Source organism: Polynucleobacter sp. MWH-UH25E, assembly GCF_018687095.1.
In the GTDB taxonomy this organism is placed as follows: Bacteria; Pseudomonadota; Gammaproteobacteria; order Burkholderiales; family Burkholderiaceae; genus Polynucleobacter.
This window is the reverse complement of sequence record NZ_CP061286.1, coordinates 104,900-120,332: the sequence shown is the minus strand read 5'-3', so window position 1 is coordinate 120,332 and position 15,433 is coordinate 104,900. Positions and strand designations below refer to the sequence as shown.

Sequence of the window (15,433 nt, the reverse complement as noted above, 5' to 3'; positions counted from 1 at the left end):
ATCTATCTTTACCAATATCCACCAAGCGCTTTTATTAACAAAACTCTATCGATTAGCAGCTGAGTTTGATAGTCAAGTTGGACAGATTTAGCTTTGGATTGATCAATCGCAGCATCCACAATCTCCAAATAACCAGAAATTCCCTCTCGATATCTTGCTGTGGCAATTTTGTAGGTTTTTTCAGAGTACATTAGGCTATTGTTGACATTACTTAAAGAATCTTCACGATTCTTTAATTGAACCAAAACATCCTCAACTTCTTTAATGGCTGTCAGCACCGTGTTTTTATAAATTGCGGTGTTTTCAGCATTTCTTGCAATCGCTTGATCGACAATCGCAGACCTCCTACCACCATCGAAAATTGTTAAAAATGCCAAAGGTCCAATTGTCCAAAATGCATTTGGAGCCGCAAGAATATTTGCCTGATTTGCTGTTTGATAACCACCAAAAGCAGACAAAGACAGTACAGGGAAAAAGGCGCTCCTCGCAACACCAATCTCTGCATTGCTAGCCGCAACCCTCCTTTCTGCAGATGCAACATCAGGACGACGCTCAAGCAAAGTTGAGGGCAACGAAACAGCTATAGATGGCAGTGTCAAATCGGAGATGCTTCCTTTCGGTAGCGAGAATGATGACGGTGACTCCCCAACTAATACAGCAATGACATGCTCAAGCTGCGCACGCCGAGTTTGTAGAGTCTTTTCCCGAATGCGCCCACTTTCAACCAAACCTTGCACTCTATAAAAATCAACCCCTGAATTAATGCCTTCTTTGTAACGCTTTTGCATAAGGTCTGCTTGCTTTTGATATAGCTCTAAGTCATGCTTTAAGATGACCTGCTGGGACTCAATACCCCGCATTGCTATGTAGCTATTGACTAGGTCAGCTTGAATGAGTAGGCGCACAGACTCTAAATCCTCTTGACTTGCTTCTGCCAGTGCTGATGCTGAATCAATACTAGAGCGGACGCGGCCCCATAAATCGACCTCATAAGTTGCTAAACCGCCAAAAAAATTATTGTCATAAATATTTGGCTGGTTTGCCCCACGAAGTGGTCGTCCAGCAGACTGCCGGTTTTCTGTTGCGGCACCAGTCACTGCTACTTGCGGGTATAAACCTGCATTGTTCACGGCCAAAAATGCACTTGCATTTTCATAACGAGCTACTGCGGCCGCAATTTGAAAGTTATTAGTCTCAGTTTTTGCAACTAATTCATCCAAAATTGGGTCGCCGAAATTTTTCCACCAAGACCCTCTTTTCATCTGATCGGCAGGTTTCGCAACCACCCAATTCTCTGATATCTCCTTAAAGTTGGCTGGCATTTGCATTTGGGGGCGCTTGTAATCGGGAGCAAGGGAGCAGCCATAACAAAGACTGAGCAGTCCAACTCCTAGTAAACGTCGAAATTGATTTGACATACTATTTCGCCTTATTTCCACTCGTCTCTTTGGCAAGAGTCACTAATTCGCCAGCAACCAATGAATCAGGTGGATTGTTAATGATCTTCGATTCACTCGTAATCGGCCCAATCACCTCAACCTCTTGGCCAAAATCCCTGCCAATCACAACTTTGGTAAATACCGCCTTTTGATCTTTACCAACCTCAGCTAAAAATGCCCCGTTCTTACGAATGATTAAGGCTGAAGATGGTACGCGAGGGATATTTCGATCGGAGGGCAGGTCAATATTAACTTGTGCAAACTCGCCCGCAGTTAAAACATGATCCTGATTATCCATTTCAATTTCTATCAGAACTGTTCCAGAGCTTTCGTTTACCGCGCCAGCTGAACGCACCACTTTTGCTTCAAATACTTTCTCAGGAAACTCAGGAACACGAATTCTTGCTGGAATGCCAGGCTGAATATCGTTCATGAATACCTGTGGAATATTTACAAATAGTCTTAACTTGTCTATGTTGGCCACGTTAAAGAGGGGCTTACCAGAGCCAGCCGTTACTAAAGCACCTACGTCGATATTACGCTCAGTAACTTGCCCCGCAAATGGTGCCGGAATATTTTTGTACTCTGAAAAAATCTCAGCCTTTTGTAAATTTGCCTCAGCAATTTGGCGCAAAGACTTTCTTGTTTCATATTCCGTAGTCTTTTGATCCAATTCCTGCTTTGAAACAGCATCTTCAGCAAAAAGATTTTTCCATCTTGTCAAAGAAATCTTCGCGAGAGCCTCATTACTCTTTGCAGCAATCAAGTCAGATTTTGCTTGCTGTAGCTGCTGGTCTACCTCTGGGGCCTCAATTCGTCCTAAAATTTCACCTTTTTTCACTTCAGCGCCAATGTCCTTATCCCATTTCTTCATATAACCATTAACGCGGGAGTAGATTGGGGCATTTAAGTAGGCCTCAAGGCGACCTGGGAAAGAAATCGAATTTTCAGCGCCGCCAACAACTGGCATCACAACAGTAACCACCCTTTGTGCACTTGCTTCTGAGCGTAATTTAGCGGAAATAAAACCATAAATACGAAATCCAAAATTTAGGATGACGATTACAAGTACCGCGTGAACTAAACGCTTCTGATTTTTCTCAAGCCCCTGATATTTTTGAAATAATGCAATTAAAAATTCCTTTGATATTGCGAAATACTTCCGCATTAAAGGAATGACATTTTTCAGAGAGTCTTTATTAAATTTAATTGTTTTCATGCTTTTTCTGATCCATAGTTTCTATGTACAAGGCTAAACACAACCGGTACAAAAATAAGGGTTGCAAAAGTTGCAAAAATAAGCCCCCCGACAACAGCTCTTCCTAGGGGGGCATTCTGTTCACCACCCTCTCCAAGACCCAACGCCATGGGAGCCATACCAATAACCATTGCCAATGCAGTCATCATCACGGGCCTGAATCTAGAAAATCCAGCCTCTAAGGCTGCCTTGATTGGATCTCTATCGATTGGCAATCGCTCACGAGCAAAGCTAACGACCAAAATACTATTTGCTGTTGCAACACCCATACACATAATTACCCCGGTGAGAGCGGGCACCGATAAGTTTGTAAAAGTCAAAAATAATATCCAAATAATTCCGGCTATTGCGGCTGGTAATGCAGTAATAATGACAAATGGATCTAGCCAGGATTGGAAGTTAACAACCAGTATTAAATAAATTAATACGATAGATCCTATTAAGCCCAAACCGAGTCCAGTAAAGGCGGAATTCATGGTAGAAACTTGCCCCCTTAATTCTACGGTTGTGCCCTTAGGGATATTCTTCGTTTCCTCCTCGATGATGCGATTGATATCAGATGCAACCGCCCCTAGGTCGCGCCCTTGAGTATCAGCATAAATATCAAATGAGGGCTTTATGCTGTCATGCGTCACAACCGCATCGGCAAAATTTCTTCTAAGGGATGAAATTCCACCAAGAATTGTGCCTGTTGATGCATTAGCTCCAGCCACTGGAATATTCAATAAATCCGATATGCTCGAAACTTGAATTTGCGGTGTTTGAACAACCACTGGATAAGAAATACCATTGGATGGATTTAACCAGAATGCTGGCGCAACTTGTCCACTTCCAGCCAGCGTTGTTACCATGTTATTCGTAATATCTCTTTGTGTTATTCCAATCTTTGCAGCCTGGACACGATCAACATCGACGTTAATCTGAGGATAATTTGTTGCTTGTTGAATACGTACGTCCACTATTCCTGGAATGTTTTTAACGCGCTCTAGTAATTTAGCTGTGAATACAAAGTTTTCATCTCTTTTGGTCCCCTTGACAATGATGTCGATCGGAGCAGGGGCTCCAAAATTCAGAATCTGACTGACGATATCTGCGGGCAAAAATGAAAAACTTGTTGATGGAAACTTCTTGGGTAGCTCTTCCCTTAACTGCTTTACAAATTCATCCGTTGGTGAATGCCCCTTAACGAGGGATACCAAAATGTCCCCGTCTTGTGGTCCAATTGTGCCGGTATTGCTATACGCCATATTGATTCCACTGACAGATAACCCAATATTGTCAACAATGCTTTCAATTTGATCATTTGGTAGCAAACGTCGAATTTCAGCCTCAATCTCGTTGAATTGACGTGCAGTCTCCTCAAGACGAGTTCCGACAGGTACTCGGACATGCATTTTAATTTGTCCACCATCAACAGCCGGAAAAAATTCTCGCCCGAAAGAAAAGATCAAAAGATACGAGCCCAATACACCCACCATAAATATAACAATGAACTTTTTTTGGTTGGTGATAACTGATTTCAAAAATTCAAAATAACTTTTCCTGATGGAGTTAAATACATTCTCAAATTGATATTGGAACTTAGCCAATCTTCCTTTGATTCTGACTGCTGGATTGGTATGATTAATATCCATCGCCCAGCGTAAATGTCCAGATGCATGCTCATCATGGCCATGAATTTCTTTTAGGATAAAGTTTGCAAAAGTAGGCACAAATGTGCGTGACAGGATGAAAGATCCAATCATTGCAAACATAACAGCCTTAGCCATTGGCACAAATAAAAACTTAGATACGCCCTCTAAAAAGAACATAGGCACAAACACGATACAAATACACAATAGAGCCACAAATGCTGGCCCTACAATCTGCGCCGCACCATCCAAAATTGCCTCTTGAATAGGCTTTCCCTGCTCTAGGTGCCAGTTAATATTTTCAATCGTTACGGTAGCATCATCAACCAAAATACCCACCGCCAATGCAAGACCCCCCAAAGTCATAATGTTCAGAGTTTCACCGGTAATATTCAGCATAATTACCGCAAACAAGATTGCAAGCGGGATTGAAGAAGCAATGATTACTGTTGAGCGCCAACTACCTAAAAATAGTAGGATCATTAAACTAGTCAATGCCGCAGCGATAAGCCCCTCATGAATTACGCCACTAATGGAAGCCTTTACAAATACTGATTGATCGCCATTAATATTAATATTCAATTCTGGTGGCAAGGACTCTTTTAATTTTGGTACGAGCGCTTTAACGCCATCAATAATATCTAGAGTAGAAACTGCGCCAGATTTCAAGATAGTCATCAGGACTGCCTTGCCGCCATCCAATCGCACAAGATTGGTTTGTGGTGGCGAGCCATCTCGGACTTGAGCTACATCTCTTAGCTGAATTACTGCACCGCTTGCTAATTTAATTGGGAAGTCAGCAATTTCCTTGAATTCATTTACTCCATTATTCAACTTAATGCTGTACTCATACTCTCCAATTTTTTGTGTGCCGGTTGGGATAATCAGGTTTTGTGCTGCCAGTGCACTAATGACATCATTTGGTGTTAGCTTTCTTGCCTGTAATGCAGCTAAACGTAAGTCGATCTGAATTTGCCTAGTCTTTCCTCCATATGGCGACGGTACGGCACTACCAGGAACACTTGCTAAGGCCGGCCTAATAAAGTTTTGGCCAAAGTCAAAAATTCTTTGCTCAGATAATGACAGACTGGACAATGCCAACTGCACGATTGGAACTGTTGCTGCGTTGTAATTCAAAATTAGAGGTGGCGTGATTCCAGGCGGCATCTGCTTGAGGACCGTCTGCGATATAGATGTTACTTGCGCTGTTGCAAGACGAATATCAACGCTAGGTTGAAAAAATATTTTAACGATGCCATAACCGGGCAGCGATTGCGATTCAATATGCTCAATATCATTTACAGTTGAACTTAATGCGCGCTCGTAGGAATAAATCACACGGCCTGCCATATCCTCAGGCTGCATGCCGGTATAGGACCAAACCACACTAATGACTGGTATGCGAATCTCTGGAAAAATATCAATCGGGGAGCGCAGTGCACTAAAGATCCCCATCAGAGCTATCAAGATTGCCATCACCACAAATGTGTAAGGCTTTTCTAAAGCTAATTTAACTAACCTAATCATTTTTAATCTTTATTAAAACTAAAATTCAATAATTGAGTTTGCTGATTGCATACGGTCTGTGGGTTGGCAATGGCAAGATTAGCCCATCAACTCTAAAACATTCAACCAAATAGGTATGTATACAGCTATGGCGAGATCGATTCCAATAAATAGAAGATCTACCAACTTTGGGAACGCTATGCGGTTCTCGGAGGCCTGAAGATTGAGGAGCTTGTTAAGCTATTTACACCATCAGTGACACGAATATAAAAACTTAATCTTTCATCGGCAGAAAAGAATACTAAGGAAGCCTCATGAATGTCCCCCAGTACATGAGCGCTTAGATTAATCTTAAGGTTTGGCTCTTTTTGCTCCGAAGCCTTTGAAGATTCATCTAAGAGATTAACGTCTTTTTGGACACCAATATATGTTTGGGATCTTTGAACTGCATTTTGGACAAAAATTTGCGCTCCGGCAGTCTTCACGAGAGCCAAGAAAATGCAGCTTATTAAAATAAACACTTTTACAAATTTTTGCATTCAACGATTACATTCTTGTTCATGTTTCTTGTCAAGATTTTATTTTTTCAGGATTAATTTGCTGCACTGCAATAAATTAATCCTGTCAGAGTCACACTCGATCAATTGAACAAGTAAACATTCAGTTTATTGGCGCCTCATCTACAAAGGTGATGTTGGCCAGTGGGAACACCCCAGAGGATTGATTAGCCTTTACCCCCGTTTTTGATCCGATGGATTCTCTTGCACCCTCTTTTCCCATTTGAGGTATCGCACCTGAGGATGGGTCTGGCTCAAATTACAGATATACAAACGTGATGCGAGCGCCAAGGAGCTTTTGAGCCTTCAATTCCACCAAGATAAATCTCTTCCATTGATAGTTTGAAGATAGGAAATTACAGCTTACTTTTTGTAGAAGTTCATGGAAACTGAAAATCAGTTTAGATGACTTTCTAAGACGTAGGAGGGGTCAGTCACTGGGTTCTCCATGAGTAATGTAACTGGCCAACCTATGACATTCTCTCGCCTACTTCAGGCTACCAAATAAGATTAATTGGTATAAGATGGAACTACTTAAGGTGTCACTTGAAGAGATCTGTCCATGAAAATGAATACGCTAATTAAATATTTTTTATTGTTGCCAACAACAGTTGTCCTTGGCCTTTTTCTATCTGCGTGCGCAGGAAATGCAGGTTTTACCATCTCTGAATCTAAAACAGATTCTGGACCAAACTATGAAGCCGTCAGAAAGATGGCCATTGGTCAACAATGGATATATAACGTACGAAATCTTTATAACAATCAGATAATCGATACGATTACCGAAAGCGTAATATCTGTAGCACCATTGATTGAAATTAAACGAGAAAGTAAAAATTCTGGCCCACTCCCGTCTGAGATTCAATCTGCAACAGGTCTTGTTTTACAAGACCCCTACTGGAATCCAGTTGTTAGCTTTACAAGCCCTATGCCTATTTGGCCTCAATCAAGCAGTAAATCAGAGAGATTTACTACCCAATATAAAGTTCTAGATGGCACAAGCACATTTCCTTGGTCATCCACAATTACCTATGCCGGATCTAAGGTTGTTAATATTCAGGGCAATCAATTTAATACACTAAAAATCAACAACTCTATCTACTTTCAGAGCGATGATTTTTCTCGCCATACTTCCTTGCGATACTCTACCATTTGGATCGCACCAAATATTGGTCGCTGGGTTATCAAGAGAACAAATGGGTCTTATTTGGATGTGAACACTGGTATAGGCAATGACCGCCACGAGAGTATGTTGCAGTATGAGTTAGTCTCATATAAATAAAGCCTGAATCTACTAAGTTCAGAGATGGATCTGAAATCCCAATCCCTCTGAACTTAGTAAAAATCACATTTGCCTTTGCAGCCAAGATGCTTAGTGTAGATACATCACAAAGGCGGGATTAAGCATCTCCCCTCTTTTTCATAGATCCCTAAAAGAGGATCCATGAAAAAGCTTTTAAATTAAAAGGTATGGCGCATTCCCATGCCAAAGGTCTGCTGTGTACTTACAGTCTTGCCGCTTAACATGCTCCCCGCTGGTAATGGCTGAACGTTTGAACCTGAAGTATTGATGTTGCCAATACCCAAATACAAATTAGTACGCTTACTCATATAGTAATCAAGCATGGCAGACTGAAATTGCTGTACTCCACTAAGCTGAGTACCCGATTGCAGCGTTCCCGCATAGTAATAACCTATAGAGCCAATCAAAGATTGAGTAAAGTTGTAGTTGGCACCCACCCAATATACATTAATGTTGTAGTTATTTCGATTAGGGGTCCAGCTCGCGATTGAAAATCCACTGGGTAATACAGGCAATCCAGAATACATCTGAAAATTACTTGGCGTACCAATAAACATACGCTCATATCCAGCCTTCAAATTCAATTTATCAGTTGCTTGGAATTTGCTAGTTAATTGCAATGCAGAGGTATTTGCTAGAGTAACCAAAACCTCATTTGTTCCAGCCTTTGTAGCGCCTACCGGGGAAACAGCACCATTTGCTGTAGAAATTGTTGTGCCATAGGTAATACCTGTCAGTTTAGTTGCATCAGTAGTATGGGTTGCAATGGCTTGCACGCCCCACTTAGCCTCTTCATAGCCTAGCTGAAAACCGCTAGTAGTACCCGCTGAGTTATTACCCGCTACACCACCAGGCGCATACATCGCCTTGAGATTAAAGCCATTGTATTTTTTAGCGTATTGAATAGCGCCGCTCACATAAGCATTATCAGTATAGCCACCACCACCATAGGTACCCGAGAAAGCAATCGGTGAAAACATCTGCGCATTGACTGGGTTATAACTACCAATGTTTTGCAACATGAGTCCTTGCTGACGACCTAGCGTCAAGGTGCCGTACTGCTCATTACCTATACCGGCATAGGCACCGCGACCAAATAGCAATCCTTGCAGCGCGTTATCTCCACCTTGGCTTGCGCTAGTGGACGATCCGTTACCAGCCATACCATTGCTTGCGGTTACCCCTGTTGCTGCATTAAAGCCTTGTTCTAATAAAAAGAAAGTTTTAGTGCCACCCCCCAAATCTTCTGAACCCTTAAAACCCAGGCGGCTTTGGCTCTCGCCACCTGTCATAAATCCAAACACGTTACCGTTTTTCACCCCAGGATAATTTAATGGCGCACCCGAGTTACCCCAGGTGGAGGTATTGAGATTACCCGCATTGGTTTGTGCCATAACGCCCACATCGAGTAAGCCATAGACTGTCACACTTGACTGGGCTTGTAGGGCTCCAGCTGTGCAAAGCAAGCTAGCAGCCAAAGCGAATTTATTGAATGTTTTCATAATGTACTTAGATTAGATTGCTTGACCAAAATCAAGAAATTGTTATTGCTTAAAAACACAAAACCCCCACACTTTCGTGCGAGGGTTTTATGAACTACTGTATTACTAAATACTTACTGCATTTCTAAATCAAAGTAGGTACAAGACCTACGTTAAATTAGAAAGTATGGCGCATACCTAAACCGTATGTGAACTGTTGGTTGATGGTTGCCGAAGTAGGACCACCACTAAAGCCTTGTGATGGAGACTGTGCAGCACCAGTAAAGTTCACTTGTGAAGCAGCTGCGTACAGGTTTGTACGCTTGCTCATGTAGTACTCAGCCATTGCCGAAATATAAGTTGTTCTGCCAGAAAGAGCACCAGTAGTTGCTGCGTTTGCTTGGTTAGTTGCAGTACCGTTTTGAAGAGCGTTCTGCTGGTAGTAACCCAAAGAACCTTTGATTGCTGGTGTAAAGTCGTAGTTAGCACCTAACCAGAAAGTGTTCTTGATTTGAGGATTTGTAGCTGCTGTGTATGAGAATACGCTAAAGCCGCTTCCGTTAGGCAATACTGGTTGACCAGAAACATATTGGAAGTTAGATGGAACACCCAAGTTGATGTACTGGAAACCAGCTTTTAACCACAACTTGTCCATTGGAGACCATTTACCAGTCAAGGTCGCTGAACGAGCGTTGTACACAGTTGCGTTAACTTGGTTTGTGCCAGCAGTTGTTGGGATTGAGCTGGCACCAGCACCGCCAGCTGCAGCAGTATTATTACCAGGAACTACTGCGCCAGCTGGAAGACCTGAACCATAGGTTGTACCAGCCAATGCAGTTGCATCTTCTTGATAAGAAGTCAAAGCTTGAACACCCCACTTAGCAGCTTCGTAACCAATTTGACCTTCTAAACGTGTACCAACACCGTTGTTACCAGCGTAGCCGCCAGGTGCGTATAAGGCATTGACATCAAAGCCCATGATTTTTTCTTTGAGCTTGATTGCGCCGTTAGCACGTGCATTGTCAGTTGTACCACCACCACCAAATTGACCAGAGAAGGCTAAAGGTGAGAACTGTTGTGCGTTTACTGGGTCATAGCCACCGATGTTATCTAACATCAAAGTTTGTTGGCGACCGAGTGTCAATGTACCCCATTTGTCATTGCTCAAACCAGCGTATGCGCCACGGTTAAACAATTGACCTTGGTTAGAAGAGTCACCAGTGTTTGACATATTACCCATGCCAACAGTGGTTTTGCCGTTACCTGGCAAACCAGTAGCGAATTGTGAACCGTTATCCATGTTCACGCCCTGCTCTAATGTGAAGATAGCTTTAGTACCGCCACCTAAGTCTTCTTGACCCTTGAAACCCAAACGGCTAGCAGACTGACCGCCTTGCATAAAGCCAAAGGAGTTGCCATTACGTGGGTAGCTAGCAGAGCCTGAACCACCATAACCAGCAGAAGTACCGCCAGTAGAGCCGTTTAACATGTTGGAATTGCTTTGACCCATCACACCAACGTCCACCAAACCGTACACGGTTACGCTGGACTGAGCTTGAGCAGCGCCAGCAAATGCTGTCAGTGCTGCGATTGCTAATAGCGATTTTTTCATTCTGTAAATCTCCATAAATTGAAAGTAATGCCCAAATAAAGCTGGGACTTATGAATTTTCAGGCTTTTGTTCTACCAGACTGGGGGTTGGGGCATTTAGAGACTGTTTTTGCTTGTCAAAAGGCAGTTTTTTGGTTTTCTTCGTTGTATCACGGCAACAAGAGGGGTGTTTCTTGCCTTTTTTGGCCGTTGAATGACAAAATTGTCATATGGCAAGTCGCGAATTCTTAAAAATCCTCAGTTCAGCACGTACGGGTGATGTATCCGCGCAACAAAATCTAGCTGAGGCCTACCTAACTGGCTTGTTCAAAACCCCTATTCAGCCTGCTAATGCATTGATTTGGCTGGAAAAATCCTATCTATCTATCCAAAACCAATGGTTTGACTCTGAAAGCACCAAAAATTCGCAGGTTTTGAGAATCTTGAACCAAATTGCCAGCATTCCCCTTGCAGAGACTTTTAATACCCCAGCTTTTGGGTTTGGCTGGGATCTAATCTGGAGTCTTACCAAGTCTACTTCTGCTCCAGTTGAAATAATTCTTTTAGCGAAGTGGCAATTAGCCAATCTAATTGCAGACCCAAGTCGCAGCGATATTCAAAATCAGATTGACGAATGGCTCAAAAAAAGACCCGTACCAGCTGACAATGCTTATCCGACAGAATTTAGTGCTATTCAAAAAACAGTGCGGCAATTTTTGAATGAAGTGGCAGAGAGCAACGAGTCTTTTTCCCAGTCTGCAAAAGAATTGTTAATCAAACTTCAACCCAAAAATGAAGCTCTCTCATCTTTATGGAATGCTTGGCAGCAAGATCAAAATGAAGACGCTCTTCAACAAGCAGCAGAACTAGGACTCACCAGCGCGAAACTGACTTTAGGTCTGCGACTGGCGCAGCCAAATAAGAATGCTGAAAAAAAATCTAACGCCTCACTTAAAAAAGCAGCCCATTGGTTAGAGCTTGCAGCTAAAGATGGTGATCGTGATGCTTGGTATGCCTTGGGCGAGATTTATCGTCGCCCTCAATTCTCGGGATATAACGCACAAGAAAGTGATCGCTGCTTTGATCGCGCAGCCGATCTTGGTCATCCAGAGGCACAGTTTCGCAAAGGCGCCAATCTGTGGCGCAAGCGTGAAAAGATTGAAGAAAAGATTCGCGGTCTTCAAGCGTCCTATTGGTTGTGGCAAGCGCATCAACAAGGTATTGCAGAAGCAAAGGAATTACTCGACAAAATATTACTCAGGTGCCCTGAACCAAAGGAAAATGATTGGTATGAACTTGCCCAGTTTGCTGATGCGGCAATTAACCATCATGCTGAGCACAAGCTTAACGAAGACTGGGTGATGCTTTGCCATCGAATTATCATCGCCAATCAATTTAATTTCAGCAAAGCAGAGCTATTACTCAGCAAAGTCGGTGAGCTACAACACGAACATTGTGTAGCAGTTGATATTCGCTGGGAGCTACCCAAGATCTTGCCTAGGCTCATTCAAATTGAAACGATTCAGCAGCGACGTGCTCTCTTGGCTGCCGGAAAAGTATTTGCAGGGGCTGATATCGAGATTGAGGGCAATTTGCGTCAAAGGCGCTATCGCTTTGATCAAGTCACAGATTGGTTATGCACAACTTTTGCGAAAAGTTTTAATAAGCAAGCAAATTCAGAGCTGGCCTAATTTAAGTTGTCGCCTCAAAGTCTTCGCTTGATTTGGGTACATATAACCTAGCCACAAGCAAACCTAACTCGTATAACAAGGTCATTGGCACAGCCAATAGTAATTGAGATAGCACGTCTGGTGGAGTGACGACAGCTGAAATAACAAAAGCACCAACAATCACATATGGACGGATTTCTTTTAGCTTTGCTAATGACACCATGCCCATACGCACCAGAACTACCACGACGACTGGAACTTCAAAAGTAATGCCAAAAGCCAAGAAAGTGGTCATCGCAAAACTTAGGTAGTTATCAATGTCGGTAGTCATCTCCGCACCCAGTGGAGCGTTATAGCTAGCCATGAACTTGAAAACTGTTGGGAAGACTAAGAAGTAAGCAAACGCCATACCAATAATGAAGAGGGTGTAGCTGCTCACTACCAAAGGCAAAATGAGTTTGCGCTCATGCAAATAAAGACCTGGCGCAATAAAAGCCCATAACTGATACATCACGACAGGCAAGGCAATCAAAAATGCTACCAGCATCGTTACCTTCATTGGCACAAAGAAAGATCCCGTTACATCAGTAACAATCATTTTTCCACCAGCCGGCAACGCTTGAAGTAAGGGCCGGGCAAAGAGATGAAAAATATCCGGGGCCCAATAGACCAAGCAAACAAAGACAACGATGATTGCCAAAGCGGACTTCACTACGCGATCACGCAACTCAAAGAGATGCGATAGGAAAGATTCCTGAATTCCAGAATCTTCAGTTGCGTTGTTATCAGTCATGTAGCTGTCTTCTACTTTTTTATGGTTTTTAATGGATATTTATGTTGGTTCTGTCTGCCGCTTTTATTACTTACCCACACTGTGATGAAAGCGCTTCATTCTGGCAGCGCCCGACTGCACTCGAGTACGAATACCGGAACTACGCTTAAACCAAACTGGTCTTACGGCACGCCTGACGCCCCAGCTATTGCGGCCTTGTCGCTTCGTTTTGCGAAGAACCTCTTTTTCATCGAGCGGAGGCTTTTCAAAGCTAGCTTCGAAGATGTCTGCCTGATCAGTTAGGTTTGCGCTTGCCTCATTAGCAACTGAGTGGATACTGTTCTCGACTTCTTTTAAAACAGAAGCGCTCTCTTCGCGGAATTTTTTAAATTCCTCCATCTCCATTTGTCGATTGACTTCAGACTTCACGTCTGCCATGTAACGCTGAGCACGCCCAAAAAGATTGCCAGCCATCCGCGCCACTTTTGGCAAACGTTCAGGGCCAACTACTACTAGAGCAACAACCGCTATCAGCGCAAGTTTTGAAACTCCTAAATCAATCATTTATCGCAATCATCAAGACTATAGGAGTTTCAAATAATGCAGTGTGCTGATATGCCGCTAGGAATTACTTATTTACGTCTTTAGCTTGGACGTCAACGGTTTTATCCGCAGTGCCAGCACTTTGCGTAATCTGCTCTTTTGTCTCTTCACCAGACTTCATGCCTTCTTTGAATCCTTTGACAGCACCGCCTAAATCTTGGCCAATATTGCGTAATTTCTTGGTACCAAAGACCATCATCACAATCACTAAAACAATTAACCAATGCCAAATGCTAAATGAACCCATTTTGAATCTCCTTGGAATACCTTAATTTCTTACTTAAGTTTCTTACTTGTATTGCTTGCATGCCTTACTTTTTCCAGGGGCGGGGTCCGCCCATCACATGCAAATGCAAGTGATAAACCTCCTGCCCACCATCAGCACCGTTATTCACCATTAATCTAAAGCCACCATCTTTTCCGGGACGGCAACCCTGTTCTTTGGCGAGACGAGGTGCTAATTCCATCATTCTACCCAGCAAAGGGGCATCTGCGCTTTCCGCTGACTCCAACATGGGAATATGCTTCTTAGGAATGATTAAAAAATGTACTGGTGCTGCAGGATGGATGTCTTTGAAGGCATAAATTTCTTCATCCTCATAAACTTTGGAGGAAGGTATTAAGCCTTGCGATATTTTGCAAAACAAGCAATTAGGATCGTGACTCATGCTGTTGTTCTTTGTGGCTGACGTTGATTACTCTTTTTGACTACTCTTTGTTAGCAGCTTTTCTGGCAGCTTTTTCTTCAATACCAGATGTTCCCAAACGGCGATCTAATTCAGCAATTACATCTTCGGGACGCAAATCAAATTGAGAAAGCGCGATCAAACAGTGAAACCAAAGATCCGCCATTTCACCAACCAATAATTTTTTCTGATCCGAAGCAAAATTGGAAGAGCGCACATCTTTAGCGGCCATGACCGCTTCGGTAGCTTCCTCGCCAATCTTTTTCAGAATACCGTCATCACCTTTTGAGAAAAGCAAAGCGGTGTAAGAAGTCTTTGGGTCGGCATTCCCAGCCTTGAAAGCATCTCGGCGTTGATCAACCACATCAGCTAAATGCGCTAATGCGGAATCCAAATTAGAAGGTTTATTCACTGAGCTGCTCATGGGCTTATTTTATGTCTTTTGTTGAAAGGTCTGGGCTAACTACTAAATGCCCATTGCTTTACCTATCACTTGCTTTTGCTGGATTTATCTACCCAGGCGGCTTTACTTGAATCCCATTGCTGAAAGAAACAGCTATGTTCACCCGTATGGCAAGCAATCCCATCTTTTTGCTCCACAATCAGCAAAATGGTATCTCCATCACAATCCAGACGAATTTCTTTCACTTTTTGAGTATGGCCTGACTCTTCACCCTTATGCCAAAGCTTTTGACGTGAACGTGTCCAATACACAGCCTCGCCCAATCGTAAGGTTGCCAACAAGGCATCACGATTCATCCAAGCCATCATCAAAATGTCATTACTGCCGAACTCTTGCGCAATGACGGGTACCAAGCCTTGCTCATTCCAGCTCACTGCGTCAAGCCATGGACCTGCCTGAAGTGATTGAACAGGGGTAAATGTACTCTTAGGCTTATTTTGGGATTGCGTCATACCTCAACTTTACCGTGAAACG

14 protein-coding genes are annotated in these 15,433 nt (G+C 42.9%); 2 read left to right on the top strand and 12 right to left on the bottom strand.

Going from position 1 to position 15,433, the window contains the following annotated elements; genetic code table 11:
- Positions 1-8: 8 nt before the first annotated feature.
- The 4 genes from ICV39_RS00675 to ICV39_RS00660 all read right to left on the bottom strand — a co-directional run bounded on the left by ICV39_RS00675 (position 9) and on the right by ICV39_RS00660 (position 6,373).
- A complete protein-coding gene (locus tag ICV39_RS00675) occupies positions 9-1,418 on the bottom strand; it encodes an efflux transporter outer membrane subunit (protein ID WP_215390009.1) in 1,410 nt (469 codons plus the stop codon).
- A gap of 1 nt (position 1,419) precedes the next feature.
- Positions 1,420-2,658, bottom strand: coding sequence for an efflux RND transporter periplasmic adaptor subunit (locus tag ICV39_RS00670; protein WP_215390008.1), 1,239 nt, complete (start codon positions 2,656-2,658; stop codon positions 1,420-1,422).
- Positions 2,655-5,855 carry an efflux RND transporter permease subunit gene (locus tag ICV39_RS00665; RefSeq protein ID WP_215390007.1) on the bottom strand — a complete coding sequence of 1,067 codons (3,201 nt, stop codon included), beginning with the start codon at positions 5,853-5,855 and terminating at the stop codon, positions 2,655-2,657. Before ICV39_RS00665 ends, ICV39_RS00670 begins: the two co-directional genes overlap by 4 nt.
- 176 nt (positions 5,856-6,031) lie before the next feature.
- Entirely contained in the window at positions 6,032-6,373 is a 342-nt protein-coding gene (locus ICV39_RS00660) for a hypothetical protein (RefSeq protein WP_215390006.1), read from the bottom strand.
- A 580-nt stretch (positions 6,374-6,953) separates the two neighbouring features.
- Between ICV39_RS00660 and ICV39_RS00655 the strand changes: the two genes are divergently transcribed.
- Positions 6,954-7,673, top strand: coding sequence for a hypothetical protein (locus ICV39_RS00655; RefSeq protein WP_215390005.1), 720 nt, complete (start codon positions 6,954-6,956; stop codon positions 7,671-7,673).
- A gap of 179 nt (positions 7,674-7,852) precedes the next feature.
- Here ICV39_RS00655 and ICV39_RS00650 read toward each other — a convergent pair whose 3' ends face one another.
- The gene (locus tag ICV39_RS00650) at positions 7,853-9,196 is read right to left on the bottom strand and encodes a porin (RefSeq protein ID WP_215390004.1); all 1,344 of its coding nucleotides are present in this window, start codon (positions 9,194-9,196) and stop codon (positions 7,853-7,855) included.
- A gap of 157 nt (positions 9,197-9,353) precedes the next feature.
- Positions 9,354-10,787, bottom strand: a complete 1,434-nt coding sequence (locus tag ICV39_RS00645; protein ID WP_215390003.1) for a porin — start codon at positions 10,785-10,787, stop codon at positions 9,354-9,356.
- Positions 10,788-10,995: 208 nt separating this feature from the next.
- Between ICV39_RS00645 and ICV39_RS00640 the strand changes: the two genes are divergently transcribed.
- Entirely contained in the window at positions 10,996-12,456 is a 1,461-nt protein-coding gene (locus tag ICV39_RS00640; RefSeq protein ID WP_215390002.1) for a tetratricopeptide repeat protein, read from the top strand.
- Position 12,457: 1 nt separating this feature from the next.
- On the opposite strand, the gene tatC is transcribed toward ICV39_RS00640, so the two are convergent.
- The 6 genes from tatC to hisI all read right to left on the bottom strand — a co-directional run bounded on the left by tatC (position 12,458) and on the right by hisI (position 15,411).
- Positions 12,458-13,228, bottom strand: a complete 771-nt coding sequence (tatC, locus tag ICV39_RS00635; RefSeq protein ID WP_215390001.1) for a twin-arginine translocase subunit TatC — start codon at positions 13,226-13,228, stop codon at positions 12,458-12,460.
- 66 nt (positions 13,229-13,294) lie between these two features.
- Positions 13,295-13,771 (bottom strand): Sec-independent protein translocase protein TatB, encoded by a 477-nt coding sequence (gene tatB, locus ICV39_RS00630; protein WP_215390000.1) that lies wholly within the window; start codon positions 13,769-13,771, stop codon positions 13,295-13,297.
- Between the two features lie 64 nt (positions 13,772-13,835).
- Entirely contained in the window at positions 13,836-14,057 is a 222-nt protein-coding gene (gene tatA / locus ICV39_RS00625) for a Sec-independent protein translocase subunit TatA (protein ID WP_215389998.1), read from the bottom strand.
- A gap of 64 nt (positions 14,058-14,121) precedes the next feature.
- Positions 14,122-14,478 (bottom strand): histidine triad nucleotide-binding protein, encoded by a 357-nt coding sequence (locus ICV39_RS00620; RefSeq protein WP_215389997.1) that lies wholly within the window; start codon positions 14,476-14,478, stop codon positions 14,122-14,124.
- A 40-nt stretch (positions 14,479-14,518) separates the two neighbouring features.
- On the bottom strand, positions 14,519-14,920 hold the full coding sequence (locus tag ICV39_RS00615) for a phosphoribosyl-ATP diphosphatase (RefSeq protein WP_215389996.1): 402 nt from the start codon (positions 14,918-14,920) through the stop codon (positions 14,519-14,521).
- A 65-nt stretch (positions 14,921-14,985) separates the two neighbouring features.
- A complete protein-coding gene (gene hisI, locus ICV39_RS00610; RefSeq protein WP_215389995.1) occupies positions 14,986-15,411 on the bottom strand; it encodes a phosphoribosyl-AMP cyclohydrolase in 426 nt (141 codons plus the stop codon).
- Positions 15,412-15,433 lie beyond the last annotated feature (22 nt).

Bases quoted from the DNA above. Each gene is read 5' to 3' on its own strand.
- ICV39_RS00675 (WP_215390009.1), bottom strand. From the start codon at position 1,418: ATGTCAAATCAATTTCGACGTTTACTAGGAGTTGGACTGCTCAGTCTT.
- ICV39_RS00670 (WP_215390008.1), bottom strand. From the start codon at position 2,658: ATGAAAACAATTAAATTTAATAAAGACTCTCTGAAAAATGTCATTCCT.
- ICV39_RS00665 (WP_215390007.1), bottom strand. From the start codon at position 5,855: ATGATTAGGTTAGTTAAATTAGCTTTAGAAAAGCCTTACACATTTGTG.
- ICV39_RS00660 (WP_215390006.1), bottom strand. From the start codon at position 6,373: ATGCAAAAATTTGTAAAAGTGTTTATTTTAATAAGCTGCATTTTCTTG.
- ICV39_RS00655 (WP_215390005.1), top strand. From the start codon at position 6,954: ATGAAAATGAATACGCTAATTAAATATTTTTTATTGTTGCCAACAACA.
- ICV39_RS00650 (WP_215390004.1), bottom strand. From the start codon at position 9,196: ATGAAAACATTCAATAAATTCGCTTTGGCTGCTAGCTTGCTTTGCACA.
- ICV39_RS00645 (WP_215390003.1), bottom strand. From the start codon at position 10,787: ATGAAAAAATCGCTATTAGCAATCGCAGCACTGACAGCATTTGCTGGC.
- ICV39_RS00640 (WP_215390002.1), top strand. From the start codon at position 10,996: ATGGCAAGTCGCGAATTCTTAAAAATCCTCAGTTCAGCACGTACGGGT.
- tatC (WP_215390001.1), bottom strand. From the start codon at position 13,228: ATGACTGATAACAACGCAACTGAAGATTCTGGAATTCAGGAATCTTTC.
- tatB (WP_215390000.1), bottom strand. From the start codon at position 13,771: ATGATTGATTTAGGAGTTTCAAAACTTGCGCTGATAGCGGTTGTTGCT.
- tatA (WP_215389998.1), bottom strand. From the start codon at position 14,057: ATGGGTTCATTTAGCATTTGGCATTGGTTAATTGTTTTAGTGATTGTG.
- ICV39_RS00620 (WP_215389997.1), bottom strand. From the start codon at position 14,478: ATGAGTCACGATCCTAATTGCTTGTTTTGCAAAATATCGCAAGGCTTA.
- ICV39_RS00615 (WP_215389996.1), bottom strand. From the start codon at position 14,920: ATGAGCAGCTCAGTGAATAAACCTTCTAATTTGGATTCCGCATTAGCG.
- hisI (WP_215389995.1), bottom strand. From the start codon at position 15,411: ATGACGCAATCCCAAAATAAGCCTAAGAGTACATTTACCCCTGTTCAA.